Genomic DNA, 25,326 nt, shown 5'->3' on the forward strand with positions numbered 1-25,326 from the left:
CGAGTCTCCTAGGCCGGTGTTTCGACGCAATGGATGAGCGAGCCCCTGAGCAGTACCGTGCCGTCCTTGCCGAGGATGTCGACGCGGATGAAGTTGGAGAGGAGCATGTAGTACGCGAGCACGCTTTCCATTACGCGCGCAAAGACGGCGATGCTGCGGTCAGTGAACGCCTCTTCGTCGATGGTGATGGAAATGGCGTAGCCGTTTCGCAGCGCAGAGCCTTTCGTATACTTGATCCATGCATCGACAACGTAGCGCGATATGCCCAGGATGCCGGCGAGCTGCCGCTCCGTTACCGCACATTCGGGCCGGGCATGCATGCGCAGCAGGTGCAGCAACGACTTCAGGTTTTGTTGCGCTTCATTGCGATGGTTGGCGTGGCCGATTCTGATCAGGTCCCAGTGCCCATCCGGGTGGTCCGCCAGTTGCAGAGGCGCGGTGGGTTTGCGCAGCATGCGGATCGCACCGCCACCGATATCCTGCCTGGCTGCCAGGTCGCCATTGGCGCGGCCGATCGGCAGGTTAGGCGGGGCTGCGCCGTTGGTGCAGGTGACCCGGGCGTTCACGGTGCCTTCACCCAGCTGGAGCGGTTTCTGCTCCCTGTCGACGAACGACACCGTGTCCGGCGTGCCCATAGTGGGATGGGCCAGCTCGAACAGCCAGCGATGCTGGCTGCTGAAACTGCCCCCATAAAACATTTGCATGTCGACCGCGGTGCCGCCGTTCCCCGCCTGCACCAGCTTCATGGCATCCAGGCTGTACACGGTTGCCTGCGAGTCCGCGGTGCGGGGCAAGGCCAACGTATAGATGGTGTGCCGCTTGCGCAACCGGATCGGTTCCGCGCTCTGCGTGAACATGTTGATGACCGGTGTGCAGCCAAGGCGCAGCACGGTCGCCGGCATGGTGCGCAACAGGTTGGGCGTGCGCGTGTGGTGAAGATCTGGCAGCAGCACGTGCAGTGTGAGCTGTCGAGTGCCGGACGGGCAGCCTGCGAGTACCGCTTTCAGATCGATATCGAAGAAGTCGAACTTGTCGGGGAAGGCAAAGTATTCCGCCAGCAGGCGCAGGCTCTCTTCCTGGTCGAATGGCGTCGGCAGCAGCGCTTCGCCCTTCGACAAGCCCACCGCTGCGAACGGCAGCGCGAGCAGCTTGCGCCACTGCTGCCCGGCCTCGACATACGTGCCCAGCGCGCGCATGAACAGCGCATCGTAAAGAGCCACGCGCACCGGGCTATCGGCGTCGATGTGCACGCGCACGGGAACGCTCGCCGCTTCTTCGAGCGTGGAGGATGGTTGAGTCGTGTCGATCGTGATCGCTATTGCGCAGCCCACATCCTTTGGCAAGCCAAGGTTGGCCGGGACTTCGGCGCGTGGCAGGAAACGGGCACTGACCGTGATGGGGGCGAGGGTGACATCGTATGCCGTGCGGAAGCCGCAAGCCGGCGATGCCTTCATATGCAGCTCCGTACCACGGGCGATAGTCCTGCCCTTGGTGTTTTCCGTGCGTTCGACCTGAACTATCGAGCAGGAGGGAATGGGCCGCAGGTAGAACGGCGCCTGGACGCCGAGCAGGTCGTTGGTGAAGCGCTCATGGGCGTGATCCAGTTTCCAGGAGATGCGGGCGCACAGGAATGCCGTGGTCTGGATCAGGCGTTCGACGCTGGTATCGGCGTTCACTTCGCCGTTCAGGCCGAAGAGTGCGGCCAGCCTGGGGAAGCGCTGGGCAAACTCGCGCACATAGCCGCGGATGATGGCCAGTTCGCGGATGTAGTAAGGGAGAAGTTTTTCCATGATGAACTCTATTTCCTAAGGGAAATTCATCATGGCATGGAGGTTTTGGTGGCTTGTTGATCTTGCGCAGCTCGGACTATTACCAGGCAGAACAGTACCAACTTTGAGACAGGCTACAACAGTTGTAAAACACGTGAATCGCCAATGCCTTATGGGTATTGTTTTCCTTGCACTACCCATAAAGAGAAAATCCAACATACTCTTGGCATCGAATTTTAGAACAAGCGTTCATCTTATTCAGGTGCAACTATTGTCGCTTCGCTCTCGATTGAATCCTGCCTTCGATATCGTCACTTATCCCAATATCGATCATGAAGAGATACGGATGTTGACCTGTAGAACAGCCTTTGGCGCACCAAAGGCGGAATGTCATGCCATATTTGTTGGGGACCCGTAACGTGGCTTCTTGCGAAAATCCCGGCTGGAACATTCGGGCATAAAGCTGCTTCTTCCCCTCGATCGTGAGATCAAACCATGTGCTTCCATCTTCGCGCCATGGTTCCCATCCACTGGATTTGAACTGATTTTGCAGATTTTCCACCACAGCTACTGCTCGGTCAAAGGACACCTTTTCCAGCAAGGGCGTGGTGGCGACTGTATCCACCCTGTTATGTGTGTAACCAACGAGCGCGAACTTGGTGGGCGGAAGTCTGAAGCCGTACTTTGGGTCGTTAAATACGAGAACAACTGCTGATTCAGTTACGAAGGTTTCGCCTGCCTGCAAATAGGTATGGGTGGGAACGTTTGACCGTTCCACGACAGGATAAGTGGAAGCACTTACGACCTCCTCAAACGTTTGTCCTATCCTGAAAGAGAGAACGGCTGGAACAGAAGAAACAGGCGACTGTCGCAACATCGATAACGAAAGTACTGATAGGCCAAATATAACTGCGACGATAAAGTAGCGGGACCTCATACCACGCCTCCACCTGACGAAATGATTTGCAACGATTTTTCAACAAGTGGCCGCTCCTTTCCTCTTAATAACTCACTGAATCTGGCCGCTGCACGGTTCACGAATTTAATTCTTTCTTCAACCATCCACAGCCTAGCCTTGCTGGAGCCAGGAAAATATGATGTCAAGCCTTCTTTCGCTTTACATTGTGCTGAAAGCGTTAACTGGATTTCCATATAGAAACCTGAAGGGAAGCCATTTGCCCATGCAAATTGGTTTGCGGAAAGTGCCTTCTGCATGTAGGGATCGTTATAAAGTATTGCTTGCAGTATATTGATCTGCTCATGGCGCGCTAAAATCTGAACGCTTTCATCGATGTTTTTGGCCTCAATCAAATCGAATCCCCTGCGAATTTCCCGGAATGGCTTGCCAAAATCGAGCAATCCCCCCGCATCCCATGCCACCCGCGTTTTAATTTTTTCTCTGGCAAACAGATATTTGGTTAACTCATCAATGCCTCTCTCCATATAAAACCGGTGTAAAGGATAAATATCCAAAAACAGGCACTTGTTGCCAAAACCCAGACGCTCGTACATGAATTCAGCCTCATTGCGGATCACGGCAGGCCCAACACCCATACCCGCTGCCTCAGTGTTATTTCCCGCTACTTGGATCACACTCCTGAGCTCTTTTTTACTTTGCTCCGATAGACCATGTGCATGCAGCAAGCCGCAGCCTACCTGCTTGGATGCAAACGCTGCCAGTCCTGCCCATTGAAAGCGGTTATCGGCCAACCACAGCTTGGCATAAGCAGCATTGATTCGCCGGTTTCGCTCGATATCGTTCTCGATGAACTTGCCGTTCACCTTGATCAAATCCTCTGCCTCTTTTTGAAACGTCTCCCAAAGATGCTCAGCGGTCAACAACTCAACTGTAACCCCTCGATATGCTTTCCCATTCATTGCTACATATCCCTTGGTTTTCCATTCCTCAGGCTGCCGAATGTTCCGGTTCACGGGAATTCCGTGATATTTATGAATGGAAAAATATGGATTGGTCGTTCCAGGCACGTATCGGGCAAGCATCGAATTCTCCTCTGAGCAATAGCCCGCTGACAGCCGCTGGCAGCGAGCTTCCACATTGCGTTCAAATCAGTCGGCGACGTGCCAGGCAACCAGCGATTTGCGCTCGTCGGCAGTAAGCGGCCGCGTGGCACCATCCTCATCGGTCGTGCCTTGAATCGTGCGATCGTCAGTCAGTTCCAGGCGGTAGGCCCGATAGTTGAATGGCTCTTCGGTACCGGGGTGAACAAGTAGAAGCGGAAGCGCATCGTCGGACACCTGCTCGATGGCACTTTGATCGTCTGCCACCAGGGCCGCTTTGAGCGCCATCCCGGCAGCATGCCCCTCGCCATCGATTCGCTGGGATTTCAACGTTTGATTGGCGATCAAGCGCGGCGGCGGCGCGCATTTGCAGATGCAAAGATCGTCCTGCAGTGCGACCTGCTTCCCATCGCAAGTCTCGGGAATCCGTGGACCGCCTGGCTTGATAACGCCCGTTGACTTGCATGCCGGGCAGGCGATCTTGTCGTCCTCGACGGCGACTTTGACACCGTTGATGAATCTGGCCGAACTGGCCGAAATGACGGCGCCGCCCGCAGTCGTCCTGGCGCCAAGCGTAATGTGATATCGGATAACCATGGAGTCCCTGACTAAATTGTCTGAGTGGAACGGCTATCTAATCAGAGGACGACGAATATTGCCTTGAGGAAAATCATCGGCGCACGCACAGGTACTGCAGCATGCGGACAAGTGGGTGATGTTGCGGGACGCGGCGCTGACGGTTTCGTTCGCGGCCTGCGGCCACCATGCCCAGAATTAGTTGCCCACGCCCCCCTTCGCAGATCTGGTCATGGCCACGACATAGTCATAGCGGTCCCCCCGATAGAGCGACTCGGTCAGCTCCAGCGGCCTGCCCTCGGCGGAAAACGACCGGCGTTCGATATGCAGGATAGGGTCGCCGACATGAAGGCCCAGCAGTTCATTGTCCGGCGCGGCGACGACCGATGCACGCAGGCGCTGGACGGCCTTGACAGGGCCCAGGCCGGCCGCATCGAGCGCCTGGTACAGCGAGTCGCCGAACTCGATATTGCCCCCCAGGAGTTGCGCAGCCAGCACGCTGCGTTCGATCGCCATGGGCACGGAGTCGGCGGTCCGCACGCGCTCGAGATGCATGACGAGGCAATCGGGGGCCAGGCCCAGCGCAAACGACTCCGATGGCGTGGGGCGGCGCAGTTCGCGCTTGAGCCAGTGGGAGCCGGGGCGCAGTCCGCGCAGCTGCATGTCGTCCGAAAAACTGCTCATCTCGGTCAGCGGCTGCTCCACGCGTGCCGCCACGAAGGTGCCGGCGCCCTGGCGGGATTCCACCAGCCCCTGGCGAACCAGGGTATCGATGGCGCGGCGCACCGTATCCCGCGAGACGCCGAAGCAGGTAGCCATGTCGCGCTCGGGCGGGAAGCTATCGCCGGTCTTCATGCCTTCGGCAATGGCCGTGCCGAGGATCTGGGCCAGCCGCGCCGCCATCGACATGCGCACGCCGTTCGCCGGTGGCGCATGCAGCTGGGCGATCAGTGCGGGATTGAAGAGGTCCATGAGGAAGAAGCTGCCTTGCTGTAAGTGTTCATTGAAAAAATTATCCGTTCAAATGGCATGCCTGCCGCTTACGATTGTCCGGCGCCCTGCAAGGCCCGGTGGATCGAACCTGCATGGTTGGCGGCAAGCGCTTCGGCCTGCGTCGCATCCAGGCCGGCGAGCAGCATGAGGATCGCGATCCTCGGCCGCAGGCCCGCCTCCGCCAGCGCGCGGTCGGCCACCTCCGCCGCCTTGCCGGTCGCCTGCATCACGATCGACTGCGCACGCAGCCGCAGCTTGTGGTTACGCACCTGCACATCGACCATCAGGTTACCGTAGGTTTTGCCCAGCGCAACCATGCTCAAGGTCGACAGCATATTGCAAATCATCTTCTGGGCCGTGCCGGCTTTGAGGCGCGTCGAGCCGGCCAGGATCTCGGGTCCGCAATCGACCTCGATCGCGATATCGGCCAGCGCACTTACTTCGCTGCCGGTATTGCACGCCACGGACACCGTCGCACACCCCACGCCGCGCGCATACTGCAGCGCGCCGGTCACATAGGGCGTGCGCCCGCTGGCTGTCAGCCCCACGACCACGTCCTTCGGCCCGAGCCCCTGCCCCTCCAGGTCCGCCTGTCCGTACTCCGGGAAATCCTCGGCCGATTCCACTTCACCACCAAAGCCGCCCGCCACGATGCCGATGACGATGCCGGGTGCCATGCCGAACGTCGGCTGGCACTCCAGCGCGTCCAGGTAGCCGAGGCGCCCGCTGTTGCCGGCACCTACATACAGCAGGCGCCCACCTGCCGCCAGTGCGGCTGCGATGACGTCGACCGCCGCGGCGATCGCTGGCAGCGCGTTGCCGACACGGGCAGCGACCAGCGCATCTTCCCGGTTCATTAGCGCCGCGGCGGCTTGCGTGCCCAGTCGATCGAGATAGGTGCTGAAGGCGTTGGGCTGTTCGGTTTTCAGTTGGGTGATGTCCATGATCGCTCGTTCTGGAGAAAATTTTTCATGATTGGTATGAACCAATTTGACGCATTCTAGCACCCACTTTAGCCACGGCGCGAACGTATTTTTAGCGCTCATGACCGGCTCGTCAATGTGGATGCCACATATCTGAAAAAGTAATTTCCTTCCTCAGAATCATTCCAATGCCATACCAATTTAAAATGGTACAGTCCAATTTTCAGCGGACATGCGACTGGTCCGCTGCGCATTCAACAGGAACACAGCATGACGACAGTGCCGGCAACATCCTTCATCGACCTGGCCCAAGGCATTCTTGCCGCCGTGGGCGGCACGCCGAACGTGGATCGCCACGTGCATTGCATGACGCGGCTGCGTGTAACGGTAGTGCGGCCCGATCCGGTGGATTACGCGGCGCTGCGGCAGCTGCCCGGCGTGCTCGGCGTCGTCGAGGGCAATCCGCTGCAGGTCGTGATCGGACCGGGCGCGGTCAAGCAGGTGGCCAGTGCGTTCGTCACCGCACTCGCGCAGGAAGCAACGGCAGTCCCTCCCGCAGCCTTGACGCCCGCTGCCAGTGCATCGGCCGCCATCGAGTCCAATGCGCCACCCGCCAAGCGTGGCAACGCGGCCGTACGCCGGTTCCTGCGCCGCATCGCCGCGATCTGCACGCCGCTGATTCCCGCCCTCATCGGCGCCGGCCTCGTGAAGGCGCTGGCCGGCGTGCTGCTGCTCTGGTCGGCCCACGCGGGTGCCGGCCTCGCGCCCGCCCTCGCCACCGCGGCAAGTGTCGCCTCCCTCATCGGTTCCGCCTTCTTTGCCTTCCTGCTGATCCAGGTGGGCATGAACGCGGCCCGGGAGTTCGACGGCACGGCGAGCCTGGGCGGCGCCACGGCCAGCGTGATGCTGCTGCCATCGGTCGCTACGCTGCAGGGCATATCGCTGCCCTGGCTGGGAGCCGTTGCCCTGCAGCCGGGCCAGGGTGGCCTGATGGGCGCACTGGCGGCCGGTGCGCTGGTGGCCTGGATCGAACGGCAGCTGCGCACGCGCATTCCGCCCGCGATCGAAACACTCGTCACGCCCACGGTGGCGCTGCTCGCCGCGGGCACGGCCACGCTGTTCGTGCTGATGCCGGTGGCGGGGGTGCTGACCGACGAAATCGGCAGGCTCACGCAGGTGCTGCTGAAAGAAGGCGGCATGCCCGCTGCCTTCCTGCTGGCCGCGTCGTTCATCGGCTTGCTCATGTTCGGCCTGCACCAGGCGCTGATCCCGATCCACGCGCAACTGATCGCCCAATATGGCTACACGGCCCTGTTCCCGATCCTGGCCATGTCCGGCTGCGGCCAGGCCGGCTCCGCGATCGCCATCTATTTCCGCACGAGGGATCCGGTGCTCAAGCGCCGTATCCTCGACACGCTGCCCACCTGCATGCTGGGCATCGGCGAACCGCTGCTCTACAGCGTGACATTGCCGCTCGGCCGCCCGCTGGTCACCTGCTCCATCGGCGGGGGCGTCGGCGCCATGGTGCTGGGCTATTTCGCCAGCCATGGCGACTACGTGGGTGCCACCACGATCGGCCCGGCCAACCTGCTGCTGATTCCCCTCGTGACAGGCCCGCTGGGCGTCGGTGGCAGCATCGCCGTGTACTGCCTTGCCGCCCTCACCGCCTATGCGTCGGCTTTCGTGCTGACATGGTTCTTCGGCCTGCCGAACGAACATCGCCATCCGCAGTCCCTGAACACTTCCACCGCAAAGACCGCACCATGAACACAACTCCGCAGCAGCACTGCCTGACGGCACTCGTCGCCTCCCTCTTTTCCATGACAGCCGTTCCGGCGCATGCACAGGATGGCGCCACCACGCCGGTGCCAGCGACGGACACTCCTGCCGCGGCCAACGGCGCCGAGCGCCTGGAAGCGGTCACGGTCACCGCACGCCGCCGCAGCGAGAGCTCGCAGAATGTACCGGCGCCAATTTCCACGGTCAGCGGCGCGGACCTGGAGCGCAACCGCGAATACCGCCTGCAGGACCTGCAGCAGTCCTTTGCCAGCTTCAATGTCTCCATCCTGCACCCGCGCCAGTCGAGCGTGGCCATTCGGGGCCTCGGCAACAATCCGGCCAGCGACAATCTGGAGCCCAGCGTGGGCATCTACCTGGATAACGTCTATCTGGGCCGCCCCGGCATGGCCGTGTTCGACCTGTTCGACATCCAGCAGGTCGACCTGCTGCGCGGCCCGCAGGGCACGCTGTTCGGCAAGAACGCCACCGCGGGTGTGCTCAACATCACCACGCGCCAGCCGCGCTTCAATCCCGGCGGCTATCTCGAACAATCCATCGGCAACAACGGCTACCGCCAGACCAATGCACAGGTGACAGGGCCATTGTCGGAAACGCTGGCCGGCAGCATTGGCCTGGTCCATACGCGCAGCGACGGGTTCGTGACCAACGGCCACACGGGCAAGAAACTCAATGGCGCCGGTGCGGATGGTGTGCGCGGCCAATTGCTGTGGAAGCCGAATGACAACCTGAGTGCACGCGTGATCGCCGACTACAGCATGCTGGATGCCCACACGGGTGCGGCAGTGGTCTACGGCATTCCGAGCTACCCGGGCTATACGAGCCCCTACCGGACCAGTGCCGCCAGCTACGGCATCACGCCGCTGAACGATCCTTACGGCTACACCGTCAAGACCGATACGAATCCGCACATGGGCGTGAACCAGGGCGGCATCTCGGCCGAAATCAATTACCTGCTGCCGGGAGGGTACAACCTCACCGCCATTTCGGCCGCACGCTTCTGGAACTTCACGCCGGCCAACGATGGCGACGGCCTGCCGCTGCCCATCATCGTCAATGCCGGCGCCTCCGTGAAGGACCACCAGTACTCGCAGGAAGTGCGCGTTGCGTCGCCATCCGGCGGCCCGGTGGACTGGGTGGCCGGCGCCTTCTATTTCTACCAGCAGACCACGAACGACGTCTTCTCGCTGACCGGCCCCGTTCCCTACAACACGGCGGCCAGGGCCAATGCGTGGACCCATTCGCCCTCGCGCGTGTTCACCAACAGCGCGGCACTGTTCGGGCAAGGCACCTACCACCTGAGCGAGCGCACCGACATCACGGCGGGCATCCGCGCCACCCATGAAGACAAGTCCGGCAGGGTGCTGCGCTATGCCAGCCCCACCGCGCCGGCATACGATTCGGGGCCGCTCGGCCAGAACAGCGTGAGCCCTTCCGGCCTGCTCAGCATCAGCCACAAAGTCACGCCCGACCTGCTCGCGTATGGTCTTGTGTCGCACAGCGAAAAATCCGGCGGCATCACGATGGCGGTGGCTTCCGGCCCGACACTGGGCGCGCAATCGCTGCTGTTCGGCGCGGAGCGCACCAACGACGCCGAACTCGGATTCAAGAGCGACTGGTTCGGCCACCGGCTCACCGTGAACGGCAACCTGTTCTGGACCCAGGTGCACGGCTACCAGGCCACGTTCCTCAAGCCGAACGATGCCGGCACCATGAGCACGGTGCTGGCCAATGCGGCCGACGTCGACACGCGTGGCGTCGAACTCGAACTGCGTGCCAGGCCAGTGCGCGGCCTCACGCTGGCCCTGAATGCCTCGTACAACGTCGCCACCTACAGCGATTTCCGCAACGCCCCATGCCCGATCGGTGTAGCGCAGCCTTCCTGCGACCTGAGTGACCAGGGGGTGGCGGGTGCGCCGCGCTGGACTGGCAACGTGTCGGCGCAGTACGACTTCAAGGTGCGCGGCATCGACCAGTACGTGGCGGCCGGCTATGCGGCGCGATCGGACCAGAACGGCACCCTCGACAATTCGCCCTATTCGCGAATCCCCGGCTATGGCCTGGCCAATCTCGCAACGGGCTGGCGCTTCCAGAGCGGCCAGCAGCGCTGGGATGTCTCGCTGTGGGCAAACAACCTGTTCGACAAAAAATACTTCCTCACCGTGCTGTCGCAGAACGGCTACTACGCGGCCAACACCGGCGACCGCCGCAAGTTCGGCGCCACGGTGCGCTATACCTATTGAGCCATTGTTCCAGAGCCATCTCGTTCAACTTCATCCCGATACACCGATGACGACCCAGCCCCGATTGCGTACCTCCCCCATCGTCCTGCTCGCGCCGCTGACAGGCCGCGTCGTGCCCCTCCCCGACGTTCCCGACCCGGTCTTTTCCGGCGGCATGCTGGGCGACGGCATCGGCATCGATCCTGCCGAAGGCCGCCTGCTTGCTCCCTGCGACGGCGTCGTTTCGCAGCTGGCCGGCACGGGCCACGCGCTCACCATCACCAGCGAGGAAGGAGCGGAGGTCCTGCTGCATATCGGTATCGACACGGTCGAACTGGGTGGCGAAGGTTTTCATGCACTGGTGGCGGAAGGCGCGCGCGTGCATGCGGGCGACCTCCTCGTCGAGTTCGATCTCGCTACGGTCAGGCGCAAGGCACGCAGTGCGGTATCCGTGGTAGCGATTGCGAACGGCGATGCCTACCATATCGACCAGCGGGCCGACGGCGATGTCACGGCCGGGCAGGCGCCTCTGCTGACGGTGCGATGGGCTTCGGGCACGGAACAGTCGGCGGCAGCGCCTCCTCTTCCTGGCGAAGGCCCGGCGCTGCGCCGGAGCGTGCGGCTCACGGCACCAGGCGGATTGCATGCGCGCCCGGCAGCACGTGCTCGTCACGCGGCGCGCGGACTGGATGCGCGCGTGGAGGTGCTGTTCGGTGACAGGCGCGCACCGGTCGACAGCGTGGTGGCGCTGCTCGGTCTCGGCGCCGGAGAGGGAACCATCGTCGAACTGCTCGCCACCGGCTCCCAGGCGGCGCTGGCGGTGGACGCCGTGGCGCGGGAACTGGTTCGTGCGATCGACGCCGAAACCGCCGATGCGCCGCCGGCCGCCCTGCCCCGCAGCGGGGATGCCGCCGCGCTGCCCCCGCATGTGCTGGCTGGCGTGTGCGCCGCGCCGGGCATCGCCATCGGCCCGCTCGTGCATGCCGGCGTCGGCGTGATCGACGTGCCGGAATTTGCCACTGGCACAGCGGCCGACGAAGACCATCGGCTCGACCTGGCGCTCGCGGCGGCCGATGCCGGTCTCACTGCGCTGGTCCGCAATGCACCCGCGGCGGCGGACATCTTCGCCGTGCACCGTGTGCTGCTCGAAGACCCGGTCCTGCTCGACGCCGCACGCGAACACGTCTCGTTCGGCAAGAGCGCGGGATATGCCTGGCGCAGCGCGATCCGCGCGCAGGCAGGCGTCCTGGCGCGTCTCGACGACCCGTTGCTGGCCGGCCGCGCAGCCGACCTGCGCGACGTCGAACAGCGTGTGCTGCATGCACTCGGTCATGCACCATCCCCACGCGGCACCTTGCCCGACGGCGCGGTGCTGGCAGCTGACGACTTCACCCCATCCGACCTTGCCGCGCTCGATCGCGAACGTGTCGCCGCACTCGTGATGGCGCGTGGCGGCGCCACGTCGCATGCGGCGATCATCGCGCGCCACCTCGGCATTCCCGCACTCGTGGCCGTGGGGGATGCTCTGCATGCGATCCGGAATGAAACGCAGGTGGTGGTCGACGCCACGGCCGGCCGCATCGACTTCGCACCGGCCGCGCTGGAAATCGAACGCGCCCGCACCGAGCGCCAGCGCCTCGCCAACGTGCGCTCGACGAATCGCCAAGCTGCCGGCGAGGCAACGGCAACGCGCGACGGCCGGCACATCGAAGTGGCGGCCAATATCGCCACCAACGGGGATGCCCGCGACGCCGTCGACCATGGCGCCGATGCGGTGGGCCTGCTGCGCACCGAACTACTGTTCATGCACCGCCAGGCCGCACCCGGCATCGCGGAACACCGCGCGGCTTACCAGGAAATCGTCGACACGCTGCAAGGCCGTAGCGCCATCATCCGCACGCTCGACGTGGGCGCCGACAAGAGCGTGGGTTACCTGGCCCTGCCGCCCGAACAGAACCCGGCGCTGGGGCTGCGCGGCATCCGCCTGGCGCAGGTGCGGCCTGACCTGCTCGACGACCAGCTGCGGGGCCTGCTGGCAGTCCAGCCGTTCGGCCGGGTGCGCATCATGCTGCCAATGGTGACAGACGTTCCGGAGCTGCTGCGCATCCGTGCCCGTATCGACGAACTCGCCGAGGCGATCGGGCGCACCGCCAGGATCGAGGTGGGCGTGATGATCGAGGTACCCGCTGCCGCGCTGCTGGCCGACCAGCTGGCGCGCCACGCGGATTTCCTGTCGATCGGCACCAACGACCTCACGCAGTACACGCTCGCCATGGATCGCGGCCACCCCGCCCTCGCGGCGCAGGCCGACAGCCTGCACCCGGCCGTGCTGCGGCTGGTCGATGCCACGGTGCGGGGTGCGGCGCAGCATGGCAAGTGGGTCGGCGTGTGCGGCGCCATGGCGGCCGATCCCGATGCGGTGCCCGTACTGGTTGGCCTGGGCGTGTCGGAACTGTCGGTCGCTCCGCTTGCCGTGCCCGACGTGAAGGCGCGCGTGCGCGGTCTCGACTACACCCAGTGCCGCCGGGTTGCGGCGGAACTGCTGTCGCTCGCCTCGGCAACAGAGGTGCGCGCGGCCAGCCGGGTAGCCTGGCCGCATCGCGGCTGATCCGTCATCCAGTGCGCGCCCTGGTGTCGAACACGGGTCGTCGCACAATCCACAGGATATTTCCATGAACACCGGTACCAGGACCCTGCTCTACGCAACGCTGCTGGCCTGCCGTGCAGCCACCGGCAGCGAAGCCGCCACCATCGGCGACCCATACCAGCACATGCGCCTGCACTGGCAATCGCGCCTGGTCGGCGATGGCGGCACCGCCGCCGACGCGGCCATCGTCAACACCGCACGGCGCCACCTGGACAGCATGGCCACCGCCCCCGACGCCCGGGCATTGTGGGCCGATGCCGCCGGCTGGCACCAGCCGAACGGCACGGCCGCTTCGGCTGTCATCACCGCCAACTACACCCGGCTGGAGTCGATGGCGCTCGCCCACGCCCAGCCAGGCAGCGCCCTGCACGGCGACGTGCGCCTGCGCGACGCGATCCTGCACGGCCTGGCCTGGATGGAACGCCATCACTACCGCGCCGGGGCGCACGCCTACGGCAACTGGTGGGACTGGCAGATCGGCACGCCCCACAGGCTGGCCAACTCGCTGACACTGATGTATGCCGACCTGCCCGCCGATCTGCTGGCACGGTGTCTGGCAGCGATCGACCACTTCAGTCCAGATCCCACGCGCCGCACGCTGCCCGACGGCACGCCGGGACCGGACGCCGAAACAGGCGCCAACCGCCTGGACAAGGCCCTGATCGCCAGCCTGCGCGGTGTTCTCGGCCGCTCCGCCCCCCACATCGCCGCCGGGCGCGACGCCGTTGCCGGGACCCTGGCATCGGTCACCCGGGGCGACGGCTTCTACGCCGACGGCTCCTTTGTCCAGCACGACCATGTGGCCTATACCGGCAGCTACGGGCGGGTGGCGCTGGACAACTACGCCAAGCTGGTCTACCTGCACAACGGCTCGCAATGGCCGCTGCCGGCCACCACGCTGGACGGCATCCTGCACTGGGTGCGCGAAGCCTACGTGCCGTGGCTGTTCGACGGCGCCATGGCCGACGCGGTGCGCGGTCGGCGCATCTCGACCGAATCACAGGACGATCGCCACACGGGACGCCGCATCCTGGCCTCACTGGCCGCGCTGGCACAATCGGCGCCGGCCGGCCGGGCCGACGACATCAAGGCCTTCGTCAAGAGCAGCGTGCACCGCGGCCTGCTCGAGGGCGCCAGTGCACCCGGCTCCGCGCTGGGCAGCCACGACCTGCGCCAGTTGCGCGACGTGGCCGCGGATGCTTCCATTCCCGCGGCGGGCAGCAAGCCCGGCGCACGCGTCTACGCCAGCATGGACCGCGCGCTGCTGCATGGCGAGGATTTCGGCTTCGCGGTCAGCATGTATTCCGACCGCATTTCCGCTTTCGAGTACGGCAATGGCGAACATGCGCGCGGCTGGTGGACGGGCATCGGCATGACCACGCTGTACACCGCCGACCGCGCGCAATACGGCGGCCATTACTGGCCCACCGTGGATGCATGGCGCCTGCCGGGCACCACGACCGACCATAGCGGCAAGGGCCTGCCGCCCGCCTGGGCAATGCTCGGCAACCGTGATGGATGGAGCGGCGGCGCGCAGCTGGATGGCTACGCGGCCGTGGCCCTGCGCTTCGACATGCGCGACGTGACAGGCAGCGACCTGCGCGGCAACAAATCCTGGTTCCTGCTGGGCCGGCGCATCGTTGCAACGGGCACCGGTATCACCGGCAGCGGCGCGGTCGAAACCATCGTCGACAACCGCAAGCTGTCCGCGCCGGGCTCCGGCGTGCTTACCGTCGACGGGCACGTCCGCGTTCCTTCCATCGGGGCGTCCGACAGCGTGGCACGCGCCGGCTGGGCGCACCTTGCCGGCAGCGAACCTGGCGGCGGCATTGGCTATGCGTTCCCCGACGGGACTCCCCTGCAACTGCTGCGCGAAACACGCATTGGCAGCTGGCGCGACATCAATGCAGCAGAGAGCTCGACGCCCGTCCGGAACACCTTCGTCAGCCTGGCGATAGGACATGGCACGCACCCTCGCGATGCAGCCTACAGCTATGTGCTGCTGCCCGGCGCCGATGCGTCGACCACGGCCGCCTATGCCGCGCGACCCGCGGTCACGCTGCTGGAAAACAGCAACACCGCCAGCGCCGTGCGCGACGCATCGATTGGCGTAATCGCCGCCAATTTCTGGCAGCCGGGCGTCATCCGGCTGGACGGGCGGGATTATCTGTCTGCAAACAGCCCGGCCTCGATCTTGCTGCACGAGGAACCAGGCACGCTGGCGCTCGGCATAGCGGAACCCACGCAGCATCGGGCAGAAGACGTGCTGGTCACCGTGCACCGGCCCGTATCGGCCCTGCTGGAAGCCGACCCGCGCGTAAAGGTGATCAGCCTGCGGCCCGTGCTGCGGCTCAGGATCGCACCCGCAGGCAGTGCTGGCCGGTCGTTGATTGTGCGGTTTTCGGTACAACCCTGAACCCGGGCGCGGGTTCAGATCGCGCATCCCCGGTGGAGATGGAAGGCCCGCTCGCAGCCTCGCCGGATGCCACGGTGCCGGATGCCACAGGCCAAGGCATGGCTGCAGCGCCTGGTCAACGAAGGCGTGATCGAGAAGCGCAAGAAGCCGGGGGGTATGTCGTCAGGCAGTCGACGCTGTTCGAGTAACCATCGCGGCTGTTCACGATCTTCGGTGCGTTGGAACATCACCCGATGCAAACCGCTTCCAGCGCAACCGACTGTCCAGCGCCGATTCCCTAACCCTCGCAATGCACCATGGTCGCCCGTATCAGCTCCATGCTGATCGGTTTCCCCATATGCAGGTCGATCCCCGCCTCCAGCGCCAGCGCCTTGGTTCCCGCATCGTTCCACCCCGACACCGAAACGAGAAAAGCCCCGGCATTCGCCGCGTCGGCCCGGATCCGCCGGGCCAGCTCGAAGCCGTTCATGCCCGGCATGCCGATATCGAGAAACACGATCCGTGGATGGAACGCCTGCATGGTTGCAAGCGCCTGCAGCCCGTCATAGGCCACTTCCACCGTGGCCCCCATGCATCGCACCAGCTCGGAAAGCATGGTGGCGGCATCGAGGTTGTCGTCGACGACCATTACTTCGCATGGCTGGCCCATATCGTCCTCGCTTGGTCGGGTAGTTGGAAGGAAGGCGCGTTCCATGGTCGGAAAGCGCCACTTATGATCCGAGTATAGGTGGGCAAGGCGCCACGGACCACGGTCCGGAGTGGGACGGCCGCGCGACAACGCGTAGGAGAAAGCCCGGCCGCAAGCCGGCAGGCGATGTGCCATCAAAAACGGTGCGGATAAAAAAACGGCCAGCGCTGAGGCTGGCCAGAATTCCAATTCAGTAGAGAGTTGGAGGAGACAGGTGCATCATCGCACTTTGCTGCGATGCTGACCAATTGACTGTTCACATAGCCATCATTACTCCCATGAATGATGGGTGTGCGCCGCGTGCCTTCAGGTGGTTGCCGGGCCGGCGAAAGGCCGGCAGTCGATCGGCACGTCGATCAGGAACGTGGTGCCGGTTTCCTGGGAACTGTCCACCGCAACGCTGCCGCCATGGCTTTCCGCCACCTGCTTCACGAATGGCAGGCCGATGCCCCAGCCGCCCTTCGCATGCGAGCCGCCTTCCCGCGAGGACTGCTCGAAAAGGCTGCCGAGCCGGTCTTTGCCGATCGGGTTGCCGGTATTGCGCACCGACAGCAGCACGCGGCCGTGGGCGGCCTTCGCCGACAGGCCGACCCCTTGCCCGTCGCCGTAGGTAGCGGCGTTGTTGACCAGGTTCTCGAGCGCGCGGCGCATCGCGTTGCGGCTCCAGTGGCCGATGACCGACTCGCTCGTCGACTCCACCAGCGTGCTGCTGGCGTGCGCATAGCCGGCGCAGACTTCACGCACCAGGTCGCGGATGTCGAAACGGCTCAGTTCGAGCATCATTGCGTCGCCGGCATTCCCGGTCAGTGCGTCGAGCAGCTCGCCCATCATTTCGCCGAGCCGCAGCGCGCTCGATTCGATCTTGGTCGCGGCGCGGCGGGCCATGTCCATGTCCGGCGCGATCTGGATCAGCTGGGCGCCGTTGGCCACCACGGCCAGCGGCGTGCGCATGTCGTGCGACAGGGCCGCGGCGACCTTGCGGCGCAGGTCGTCCTGGATGGCGGCGAACTCGCGCACCGCCTCGCGCATGGCATGGTTGAGCGAGCGGTCGATGACGGCCCAGTCCACCGCCGTCAGCTCCACCGTGGCCGCCGCTTCGGCGGCGATGCACTCGCGCAGGATCTGGTATTCGTGGATGATCTGTTCGGGCCCGAAGGGCGTCATCCTCGCGCGCTCGCCGCCATGCACCGCGGCCGCATTGGTGTTGCTCGTGCCGTCGCGGCGCGGGTGGCCGGGGCTGAGCGCTTCGGCGATGTTGTCGTAGAACGCGGGCAGCATGTTCGTCAGCGCGGGGGTGAGCAGGTCGTTCGCGCCCTCGACGCGGGCGCGCACTTCCCGCTCCCAGCGCGTCATGACGGCGCTGCGCATCGCCAGGAAGCTCCCGGCCTTCGCCGACAGCGGGTGGCCATCGGCATTCTGGTCTGTTGCAAGAATCATGGAAATCCCGTCGGAGGCAGGTCGGTGCCGGCAGTTGTGAGGCCGTTTCGACCGGGCCATGCGCCAGTGGGCGCCAATAAGCCATTGCAGGGATTGGGCGATGGCGGTGGTTGTTGACCGAATTTTACAGGAAGAAACTTTGCACAGGCATGTAGCGGTGGCGGAAGCCGGCCAGGCGTGCCCTCTTCACCACGCCGCACCATGTTGGTCGCGAATCCGAAATTTCAAGAGCCGGGTACGGGAGCCTGTCGTGTTGTTATCCGTCATTGCAAGCTATTGACATATAATCAATCCCCCGGGCACGTGTCGACCTGCCGCCACGAGCGCCAGCAAAGGCTGCCGGGAAGTGGACAAGGGGCGAGCGTGGCATCATCGAAAAAAATACTGATCGTCGACGACAATGTCGACGCCGCCGACCTCACGGCCGACGTGCTGCGCATGCACGGGCTCGATGTGACCGTCGCCTACGGCGGTCTCGAAGGCCTGGCGGCGGCGAAAACGTCCGGGGCGGGCGTGATCTTCCTCGATCTCGGCATGCCCGGGATGGATGGCTACGAAGTGGCGAGAAGGCTGCGCGCGGATGGCGCGTTCGGTGCAACGACGATCGTGGCGCTGACCGCCTGGGGCGATAGCGCCGCCCGGGAACGCACCGCCGCCGCCGGCTTCGACCTGCACTTGACGAAGCCGGCGTCGCTGGCCATGCTGGTCGACGTGGCATCGGGCAACGCCCCGGTGCACTAAGTCCCTTCGCGCTTCAGGGCGCCCCGTCCAGCAGTTCCACCGTCACCTGCATCTCGTTGCCCACCAATGGCGGCCCGAACTGGCTGAAGATCGCCACGTTCGCGGCATCGTGGCCCACGGCCACCGTCACGCGGCCACCGCGCGGGGCGTCCTGCGTGGGATCGAACGTGTACCAGCGCCCGCCCACGAAGGCCTCGAACCATGCGTGCAGGTCCATCGGCACGAGGCCATGCAGGTAGCCGGCCACCATGCGGGTTGGAATGGAGAGGCTGCGGCACAGGGCGATGCCCAGGTGCGCCAGGTCGCGGCACACGCCTTCGCGGCGTTCGTTCACGTCGGTCGCCGCCATGTGGCTGTAGGGCGATGCCGGATTGAAGCGCACCTCGCGCCGGATCCAGTCGGTGATGCAGGCCACCTGGTCATACCCCGGCGCGACGCCGGCGACGATCTCGGTAGCCATTTCGTTGAACAGCTCGGATTCGCAGTAGCGGCTGGGCAGCAGGTACGTCAGCACATCGTCCGGCAGGTGCTGCACTTCGATAAACGGGGCGCCGGGCGCCACGTCGATCATGGCGGGAGTCGTCACGTCGGCCGAGGTGTAGACCGAGAATGGGCCGGGCGGCGCGACCAGGCGCTGGCACAGGTTGCCGTAGGAATCCGTGAATTCCGCCGCCGGCACGCCGGGGGCCAGGTTATAGCTCTGGTGCGCCACCCATTGCCTGGCGTCGCTGCGCGGGCGCAGCATCAAGATGAACGGCGTCGCGTCGGCGACGATGAAACTCAGGTTGCATCGGGTGCGCAGCAACATCGAACGCCTGCTTTCTGCTTCACGCATGAACGCACCAAGTTGGCGCGATAGTTGTAATTATTGCCATATTGGTGCGCTGCGCCATTTTGCGGTGCATGATGGTGTCATGCGCCGGCATGGCGCCCCGCTGCCTCGCGTCGCTTCACGCATCGTCCTCGGCCGCCGCCGGCACGAGGAAATCGCTGCTGATGCCATTGCCCACCTGTTCGATCGACGCCAGGAAGACCGTCAGGAAGTCATGCAGCCCTTCTTCCAGGATGTCGTCGATCACGGCATGGCGCAGCTGGTCGTACAGGTTCCCGGCCAGCTCCTCGGTATCATACGACACGTCGTTGCGGATCTCCCGCAGGTTCGACACCACGGCGGCCATGCAGGCCACCAGTGAGCGCGGCATCTTCTCTTCCAGGATCAGCAGCGCGGCCACGCGCGCCGGCGTGATCGCATCGCGGTACACCTTGCGGTAGGTCTCGAACGCGGACACGGAGCGCAGCAGCGCCGCCAGGTAATAGAACTCGCCCTGCGGGCCCGCCTTGATCGCGTCGGAATCAAGGAAGCGGAATTTCACGTCGAGGATGCGCGCCGTGTTGTCGGCCCGCTCCAGGAACGTGCCGAGGCGGATGAAGTTGAACGCGCCATCCTGGAACATGGTGCCGAGCGTGACACCGCGCGACAGGTGCGAGCGGTGCTTGACCCACTCGAGGAACTGGCCGGGCTGGTGCTCGAATGTGCGGTTGCGCAGGTGCTGCTGCAGCTCGATCCACGTGGTGTTTTCCGTCTCCCACACTTCGGTGGTGAGCGTGCCGCGCACGGCCCGGGCATTCTCGCGCGCGCCCGCCAGGCAGCTGGCGATCGACGAGGGATTGTCCGGATCGCGCACCATGAAGTCGATGACTTCCTTTTGCGTCAGCGCGCTGTACTTGGCGTCGAACTGCCGTTCCAGCTCCGACACGCCGAGCATCGTGCGCCAGCCCTGCTGGGCGGCAAGCGCCGATTGCGGCATCAGCGAATACTGCACGCGCACGTCGAGCATGCGGGCCGTGTTTTCCGCCCGTTCGGTATAACGGGCCATCCAGAACAGATGATCTGCGGTGCGGCTCAGCATATTAGTTCTCCAGTATCCACGTGTCCTTGGTGCCGCCGCCCTGCGACGAATTGACCACCAGTGAGCCTTCCTGCAGCGCCACGCGGGTGAGCCCGCCCGGCACCATCGTCACCGTCTTGCCCGACAAGACGAACGGGCGCAGGTCGATGTGGCGCGGCGCGATGCCCGAGTCGACATAGGTCGGGCAGGCCGACAGCGCCAGCGTGGGCTGGGCGATGTAGCCTGCCGGGTTGGCCACCAGGCGCTCGCGGAATGCCTCGATCTCGGTATGCGTCGATGCCGGGCCTACCAGCATGCCGTAGCCGCCGGCGCCGTGCACTTCCTTCACCACCAGCTCGGGCAGGTTCGCCAGCGTGTAGGCCAGGTCGTCCTTCTTCCGGCACTGGTAAGTCGGCACATTGTTGAGGATCGGCTTTTCGCCCAGATAGAACTCGATCATGTCGGGCACGAACGGGTAGATCGACTTGTCGTCGGCCACGCCGGTGCCGATGGCATTGGCCAGCCCCACCCTGCCGGCACGCACCGCATCGAGCAGGCCGGGCACGCCCAGCTTCGACTCGGCGCGGAACGCGCGCGGATCGAGGTAGTCGTCGTCGATGCGGCGGTAGATGACATCGACCCGCCGCGCGCCTTGCGTGGTGCGCATGTACACGGTCTCGTTCTTCACGAACAGGTCCTGCCCCTGCACCAGCGACACGCCCATCTGCTGGGCCAGGAACGCATGCTCGAAATAGGCCGAATTGTGCTGGCCGGGCGTGAGCACGACCACGGTGGGATTGGCGCTATCGTGCGGCGCCACGGTGCGCAGGTTATCGAGCAGCAGGTCGGGATAGTGGTCTACCGGCGCCACCTGGTTGCTGGCGAAGAGCGCGGGGAACAGCCGCATCATCATCTTGCGGTTTTCCAGCATGTAGGAAACGCCCGACGGCACCCGCAGGTTATCTTCAAGCACATAGAACTCGCCCTCGCCGGCCCGCACGATGTCGACACCGGCGATATGCGCATAGATATTGGCCGGCACGTCCACGCCCTGCATGGCCGGCCGGTATTGGGCATTGTTCATGACCTGTTCGGCCGGGATGATGCCCGCCTTGAGGATCTCCTGGCCGTGGTACACGTCGTGCAGGAAACGGTTCAGCGCCGTGACCCGCTGCACCAGGCCCGCCTGCAACTGCGCCCATTCAGCGGCGTGAATGACTCGCGGGATGATATCGAACGGGATCAGCCGTTCCTTGCCGGCCGTGTCGCCATAGACGGCGAACGTGATGCCCACGCGCTGGAAGATCAGTTCGGCCTCCAGCCGTTTCTGCTCGATCAGGCCGGCCGGCTGCTGCGCCAGCCACTCCGCGAACGCGTGGTAGTGCGGGCGCACGGTGGCTTCGGTGGAATACATTTCGTCGTAAAAGTTCGGCATCGAATTCCTCCTCGTAGCACAAGTGCTAACAAGAAACGTGCCAGGACTAGGACGGTCGCAAAGCATGTAAGGAAGATGTCGCAAATGGCGGTCGAGCCGCTGGGGTCTGTCCCCGGTAAGTGTCAACTCGCGCGCTTGCCACCGGCGTACCGAGGGGACTGACCCCGGTTTTTGCCAGCGTTCTGGGCACTCGGCCAAAAAACCGGGGTCAGTCCCCTTGAACCGTCAACAACCACACTAATGGCCAACACTTACCGGGGACAGACCCCTGAACTCTGCTGCCAACGATTACCTCTCGCCTGATTCGATTGCATTTATTGCAGGTACGAATCATGCTTCATCACCTCATATCGCGCCCATTTCGAAAGGCAGTCCCGCATGGCTATCCGTATCGCGCTGCACCACAAGACCAGTTACCGCTATGACCGACCCGTCGGCCTGTCGCCGCACGAAGTGCGCCTGCGCCCCGCGCCGCACGCCCGCACCCCGATCCTGTCGTACTCGCTGACGGTGGCGCCGCAGGAGCACTTCATCAACTGGCAGCAGGACCCCTACGGCAACTACATCGGCCGCTTTGTCTTCCCCGAAAAATCGGACACGCTGGAATTCACGGTCGACCTGGTGGCCGACATGACGGTCATTAACCCGTTCGATTTCTTCGTCGAGAAGTACGCTGAAACTTTCCCCTTCGCCTACCCGCCGCAATTGACGGCCGAACTGAGCGCCTACCTGCAAACGGAACCGGCCAGTCCGCTGGTGCTCGAATGGGTAACGGCGGCGCGGCGCGACCTGCTGGCGCACCCGATGGGCACCAACGATTTCCTGGTGGCCGTCAACCAGCGCCTGCAGCGCGATATCGCCTACCTGCTGCGCATGGAACCCGGCGTGCAGGCGCCCGACGAAACGCTGCAGAAGCGCTCCGGGTCGTGCCGCGACACCGGCTGGCTGCTTGTGCAGATCCTGCGCGAGATGGGCCTGGCGGCAAGGTTCGTGTCCGGCTACCTGATCCAGCTGCGCGCCGACCAGGAAGCGCTCGATGGCCCCAGCGGTACCGACGTGGACTTCACCGACCTCCACGCGTGGACGGAAGTGTATGTGCCCGGCGCCGGCTGGATCGGCCTCGATCCCACATCCGGCATGCTGGCCAGCGAAGGCCACATCCCGCTGGCCTGCACGGCGCTGCCCTCGTCCGCCGCGCCGGTCTCGGGTTATACGGACAAGGCCGAGGTCACGTTCTTCCACGAGATGACGGTCACGCGCATCCACGAAGACCCGCGCGTAACAAAACCCTACAGCGAAGCGGACTGGCACAAGATCGACCGCCTCGGACAGCAGGTCGATGCCGACCTGAAAAGCCAGGACGTGCGCCTGACCCAGGGCGGCGAACCCACGTTCGTGTCGATCGACGACATGGACGGCCCCGAATGGAACACCCTGGCCCACGGGGATAAAAAGCGTGAGCTGGCCGGCAACCTGATGCACCGGCTGAAAAACCACTTTGCGCCGGGCGGCATGCTGCACTACGGCCAGGGCAAGTGGTACCCGGGCGAACCGCTGCCGCGCTGGGCCCTGAACATCTACTGGCGCATCGACGGCCAGCCGATGTGGCTCGACGCCACGCTGTTCTCGGACGAACACCTCGACGACGGCTATGGCCCTGACGATGCCGGCCGCTTCACCGCCGAACTCGTGAAATCGCTCGCCCTGCCCGCCAACAGCGCCATCCCGGCCTACGAAGACGTGCTGGTGCAGGCCCGCCGCGAAGAAGCGCTGCCCCGCAACATCGACCCGCTGGATGCCGACCTCGCAGCGCCGGAAGAACGTCGCCGCCTGGCGCGCCTGCTCGAACGGGGCCTGGGCGAGGTGGCCGGCTATGTGCTGCCGCTGAAGCCCAAGGATTATGATCCAGCCACGATCGGCACCGTCTGGCAAACGTCGCCGTGGCCGATCCGCCGCGAGCACCTGTACCTGATCGAGGGCGACTCGCCGATCGGCCTGCGCCTGCCGCTGGCCACGCTGCCGTGGGTGATGCCGGAAGAACGCGAGACGGAATACGATGTCGACCCGTTCGCGCCGCGCGGCGCGCTGCCGGTGGAAGAACGCAAGAAGGAAAAGGAAAAGCGGCCAATCCTCGGGCTGGCCGCCGGTAAAGCCTCATCGGACAAGGCGGCGGAGAAGCCGCGCAGGCCGGTCGTGGAACCGATCCGGCCACTGCAACCGGCCGAGCCGGCACCGCGCGACGTAATCCACACGGCGCTGTGTGTGGAAGTGCGCGCCGGCCGCCTGTACGTGTTCATGCCCCCGATCAAGCGCATCGAGGATTACCTGGCGCTGGTGACCGCCGTCGAACGCACGGCGGGCAAGCTGGCGATGAAACTGCGCATCGAAGGCTACGCGCCGCCACGTGACCCGCGCATCAAGCTGCTCAGCGTGACGCCCGACCCCGGCGTGATCGAGGTGAACATCCACCCGGCGGCCAGCTGGAATGAGCTGGTGTACAACGTGTCGACCCTGTACCAGGAGGCCCGGCTGACGCGGCTGGGCACCGAGAAATTCATGCTCGACGGCCGCCACACAGGCACCGGCGGCGGCAACCACGCCACGCTGGGCGGCGCCACGGCCGAAGACAGCCCGATGCTGCGCCGGCCGGACCTGCTGAAAAGCCTGATCACCTACTGGCAGAACCACCCTGCCCTGTCGTACCTGTTCTCGGGCACCTTCATCGGGCCCACGAGCCAGGCGCCGCGCGTGGACGAAGCGCGCGACGACAACCTGTATGAACTGGCGATCGCGTTCCAGCAGATGGACCAGGTGCTGCCCACGCTGCACGAAGGCGACAAGCCGTGGATCGTCGACCGCCTGCTGCGCAACCTGCTGGTGGACCTGACGGGCAACACGCACCGCTCCGAATTCTCCATCGACAAGCTGTATTCGCCGGACGGCCCCACCGGCCGCCTGGGTCTCGTGGAATTCCGCGCCTTCGAGATGCCGCCGCACGAGCGCATGAGCCTTTTGCAGATGCTGCTCCTGCGCGCCCTGGTGGCACGCTTCTGGCGCCAGCCCTACCAGGCGAAACTCGTGAACTGGGGCGTGGCGCTGCACGACCGGTGGATGCTGCCGCACTTCGTCGCGCAGGATATCCGCGACGTGGCCCGCGACCTGCGCGCGCACGGCTACGAATTCGAGGACCACTGGTTCGAGCCCTTCATCGAATTCCGCTTCCCCCGCTTCGGCACCGTGGTTTACGAAGGCGTGGAAATGGAGCTGCGCCAGGCGATCGAGCCGTGGAACGTGCTGGGCGAGGAAGTGAGCGCCGGCGGCACCGCGCGCTATGTGGATTCGTCCGTGGAGCGCATGCAGCTGCTGGTGCGCGGGCTGACGAACGGCCGCCACGTGATTGCCTGCAACGGCCGCATGCTGCCCTTGCACCCCACCGGCATTCCGGGCGAGTATGTGGCGGGGGTGCGCTTCCGCGCGTGGAGCCCGTGGTCGGCGCTGCACCCGACCATCCGCGTACAGGCGCCATTGACCTTCGACCTCGTCGACACGTGGAGCGGCCGCGCGATCGGCGGCTGCACGTACCACGTGGTGCACCCGGGCGGGCGCAACGAAGTGGGCTCGCCGGTCAACGCCAACGCGGCCGAGGCACGCCGTTTCGCCAGGTTCTGGCCCCATGGCCACACGCCGGGCCCCATGACTGTGCGAAAAGAGGAACGGAATCCGAGCTTCCCGATGACACTGGATTTGCGCTGGCAGGCAGATTGATTTACTGTT

At 64.6% G+C, this 25,326-nt stretch carries 17 protein-coding genes; 6 read left to right on the top strand and 11 right to left on the bottom strand.

Annotated elements, in window-relative coordinates:
- Positions 1-8 precede the first annotated feature (8 nt).
- The 6 genes from tssF to murQ all read right to left on the bottom strand — a co-directional run bounded on the left by tssF (position 9) and on the right by murQ (position 6,301).
- The gene (tssF, locus tag EWM63_RS06920) at positions 9-1,790 is read right to left on the bottom strand and encodes a type VI secretion system baseplate subunit TssF (protein WP_130185869.1); all 1,782 of its coding nucleotides are present in this window, start codon (positions 1,788-1,790) and stop codon (positions 9-11) included.
- 247 nt (positions 1,791-2,037) lie between these two features.
- Positions 2,038-2,706, bottom strand: coding sequence for a hypothetical protein (locus EWM63_RS06925; protein WP_130185870.1), 669 nt, complete (start codon positions 2,704-2,706; stop codon positions 2,038-2,040).
- Positions 2,703-3,770: a DUF2515 family protein gene (locus tag EWM63_RS06930; protein ID WP_130185871.1), complete on the bottom strand. Its 1,068-nt coding sequence runs from the start codon at positions 3,768-3,770 to the stop codon at positions 2,703-2,705. Before EWM63_RS06930 ends, EWM63_RS06925 begins: the two co-directional genes overlap by 4 nt.
- A gap of 66 nt (positions 3,771-3,836) precedes the next feature.
- Complete coding sequence (locus EWM63_RS06935; protein ID WP_130185872.1) at positions 3,837-4,385, bottom strand: PAAR domain-containing protein; 549 nt, start codon at positions 4,383-4,385, stop codon at positions 3,837-3,839.
- Between the two features lie 177 nt (positions 4,386-4,562).
- The gene (locus EWM63_RS32920) at positions 4,563-5,336 is read right to left on the bottom strand and encodes a GntR family transcriptional regulator (RefSeq protein WP_130185873.1); all 774 of its coding nucleotides are present in this window, start codon (positions 5,334-5,336) and stop codon (positions 4,563-4,565) included.
- Between the two features lie 68 nt (positions 5,337-5,404).
- Entirely contained in the window at positions 5,405-6,301 is an 897-nt protein-coding gene (murQ, locus tag EWM63_RS06945; RefSeq protein ID WP_130185874.1) for an N-acetylmuramic acid 6-phosphate etherase, read from the bottom strand.
- A 249-nt stretch (positions 6,302-6,550) separates the two neighbouring features.
- On the opposite strand from murQ, the gene EWM63_RS06950 reads away from it, so the two are divergent.
- The 4 genes from EWM63_RS06950 to EWM63_RS06965 all read left to right on the top strand — a co-directional run bounded on the left by EWM63_RS06950 (position 6,551) and on the right by EWM63_RS06965 (position 15,362).
- Positions 6,551-8,047 carry a PTS transporter subunit EIIC gene (locus EWM63_RS06950; protein ID WP_130185875.1) on the top strand — a complete coding sequence of 499 codons (1,497 nt, stop codon included), beginning with the start codon at positions 6,551-6,553 and terminating at the stop codon, positions 8,045-8,047.
- Complete coding sequence (locus EWM63_RS06955; protein WP_130185876.1) at positions 8,044-10,320, top strand: TonB-dependent receptor; 2,277 nt, start codon at positions 8,044-8,046, stop codon at positions 10,318-10,320. Before EWM63_RS06950 ends, EWM63_RS06955 begins: the two co-directional genes overlap by 4 nt.
- 46 nt (positions 10,321-10,366) lie before the next feature.
- The gene (gene ptsP / locus EWM63_RS06960; protein WP_130185877.1) at positions 10,367-12,907 is read left to right on the top strand and encodes a phosphoenolpyruvate--protein phosphotransferase; all 2,541 of its coding nucleotides are present in this window, start codon (positions 10,367-10,369) and stop codon (positions 12,905-12,907) included.
- A gap of 64 nt (positions 12,908-12,971) precedes the next feature.
- Complete coding sequence (locus tag EWM63_RS06965; protein ID WP_130185878.1) at positions 12,972-15,362, top strand: polysaccharide lyase 8 family protein; 2,391 nt, start codon at positions 12,972-12,974, stop codon at positions 15,360-15,362.
- 277 nt (positions 15,363-15,639) lie between these two features.
- Here EWM63_RS06965 and EWM63_RS31705 read toward each other — a convergent pair whose 3' ends face one another.
- Positions 15,640-15,990 carry a response regulator gene (locus EWM63_RS31705; RefSeq protein ID WP_165390768.1) on the bottom strand — a complete coding sequence of 117 codons (351 nt, stop codon included), beginning with the start codon at positions 15,988-15,990 and terminating at the stop codon, positions 15,640-15,642.
- 366 nt (positions 15,991-16,356) lie between these two features.
- Positions 16,357-17,487, bottom strand: a complete 1,131-nt coding sequence (locus tag EWM63_RS06975; protein WP_165390769.1) for a sensor histidine kinase — start codon at positions 17,485-17,487, stop codon at positions 16,357-16,359.
- Between the two features lie 363 nt (positions 17,488-17,850).
- On the opposite strand from EWM63_RS06975, the gene EWM63_RS06980 reads away from it, so the two are divergent.
- Positions 17,851-18,228 (top strand): response regulator, encoded by a 378-nt coding sequence (locus EWM63_RS06980; protein WP_229487776.1) that lies wholly within the window; start codon positions 17,851-17,853, stop codon positions 18,226-18,228.
- Positions 18,229-18,241: 13 nt separating this feature from the next.
- On the opposite strand, the gene EWM63_RS06985 is transcribed toward EWM63_RS06980, so the two are convergent.
- The 3 genes from EWM63_RS06985 to EWM63_RS06995 form a co-directional block, all read right to left on the bottom strand.
- A complete protein-coding gene (locus EWM63_RS06985; protein WP_229487777.1) occupies positions 18,242-19,063 on the bottom strand; it encodes a transglutaminase domain-containing protein in 822 nt (273 codons plus the stop codon).
- Positions 19,064-19,178: 115 nt separating this feature from the next.
- Positions 19,179-20,138 (bottom strand): alpha-E domain-containing protein, encoded by a 960-nt coding sequence (locus EWM63_RS06990; protein WP_130185882.1) that lies wholly within the window; start codon positions 20,136-20,138, stop codon positions 19,179-19,181.
- 1 nt (position 20,139) lies between these two features.
- Positions 20,140-21,552: a circularly permuted type 2 ATP-grasp protein gene (locus EWM63_RS06995; protein WP_130185883.1), complete on the bottom strand. Its 1,413-nt coding sequence runs from the start codon at positions 21,550-21,552 to the stop codon at positions 20,140-20,142.
- 378 nt (positions 21,553-21,930) lie between these two features.
- On the opposite strand from EWM63_RS06995, the gene EWM63_RS07000 reads away from it, so the two are divergent.
- Positions 21,931-25,317: a transglutaminase family protein gene (locus EWM63_RS07000; RefSeq protein ID WP_130185884.1), complete on the top strand. Its 3,387-nt coding sequence runs from the start codon at positions 21,931-21,933 to the stop codon at positions 25,315-25,317.
- Positions 25,318-25,326: the final 9 nt, after the last annotated feature.

The sequence above is a fragment of the Pseudoduganella lutea genome (assembly GCF_004209755.1).
In the GTDB taxonomy this organism is placed as follows: domain Bacteria; phylum Pseudomonadota; class Gammaproteobacteria; order Burkholderiales; family Burkholderiaceae_D; genus Rugamonas; species Rugamonas lutea.

What these genes read in the sequence shown, in the direction of transcription:
- EWM63_RS06990 (WP_130185882.1), bottom strand. Translation starts at nt 20,138, where the DNA reads ATGCTGAGCCGCACCGCAGATCATCTGTTCTGGATGGCCCGTTATACC.
- EWM63_RS06925 (WP_130185870.1), bottom strand. Translation starts at nt 2,706, where the DNA reads ATGAGGTCCCGCTACTTTATCGTCGCAGTTATATTTGGCCTATCAGTA.
- EWM63_RS06930 (WP_130185871.1), bottom strand. Translation starts at nt 3,770, where the DNA reads ATGCTTGCCCGATACGTGCCTGGAACGACCAATCCATATTTTTCCATT.
- ptsP (WP_130185877.1), top strand. Translation starts at nt 10,367, where the DNA reads ATGACGACCCAGCCCCGATTGCGTACCTCCCCCATCGTCCTGCTCGCG.
- murQ (WP_130185874.1), bottom strand. Translation starts at nt 6,301, where the DNA reads ATGGACATCACCCAACTGAAAACCGAACAGCCCAACGCCTTCAGCACC.
- EWM63_RS06935 (WP_130185872.1), bottom strand. Translation starts at nt 4,385, where the DNA reads ATGGTTATCCGATATCACATTACGCTTGGCGCCAGGACGACTGCGGGC.
- EWM63_RS06995 (WP_130185883.1), bottom strand. Translation starts at nt 21,552, where the DNA reads ATGCCGAACTTTTACGACGAAATGTATTCCACCGAAGCCACCGTGCGC.
- EWM63_RS07000 (WP_130185884.1), top strand. Translation starts at nt 21,931, where the DNA reads ATGGCTATCCGTATCGCGCTGCACCACAAGACCAGTTACCGCTATGAC.
- EWM63_RS06985 (WP_229487777.1), bottom strand. Translation starts at nt 19,063, where the DNA reads ATGCGTGAAGCAGAAAGCAGGCGTTCGATGTTGCTGCGCACCCGATGC.
- EWM63_RS31705 (WP_165390768.1), bottom strand. Translation starts at nt 15,990, where the DNA reads ATGGTCGTCGACGACAACCTCGATGCCGCCACCATGCTTTCCGAGCTG.
- tssF (WP_130185869.1), bottom strand. Translation starts at nt 1,790, where the DNA reads ATGGAAAAACTTCTCCCTTACTACATCCGCGAACTGGCCATCATCCGC.
- EWM63_RS06950 (WP_130185875.1), top strand. Translation starts at nt 6,551, where the DNA reads ATGACGACAGTGCCGGCAACATCCTTCATCGACCTGGCCCAAGGCATT.
- EWM63_RS32920 (WP_130185873.1), bottom strand. Translation starts at nt 5,336, where the DNA reads ATGGACCTCTTCAATCCCGCACTGATCGCCCAGCTGCATGCGCCACCG.
- EWM63_RS06975 (WP_165390769.1), bottom strand. Translation starts at nt 17,487, where the DNA reads ATGATTCTTGCAACAGACCAGAATGCCGATGGCCACCCGCTGTCGGCG.
- EWM63_RS06955 (WP_130185876.1), top strand. Translation starts at nt 8,044, where the DNA reads ATGAACACAACTCCGCAGCAGCACTGCCTGACGGCACTCGTCGCCTCC.
- EWM63_RS06965 (WP_130185878.1), top strand. Translation starts at nt 12,972, where the DNA reads ATGAACACCGGTACCAGGACCCTGCTCTACGCAACGCTGCTGGCCTGC.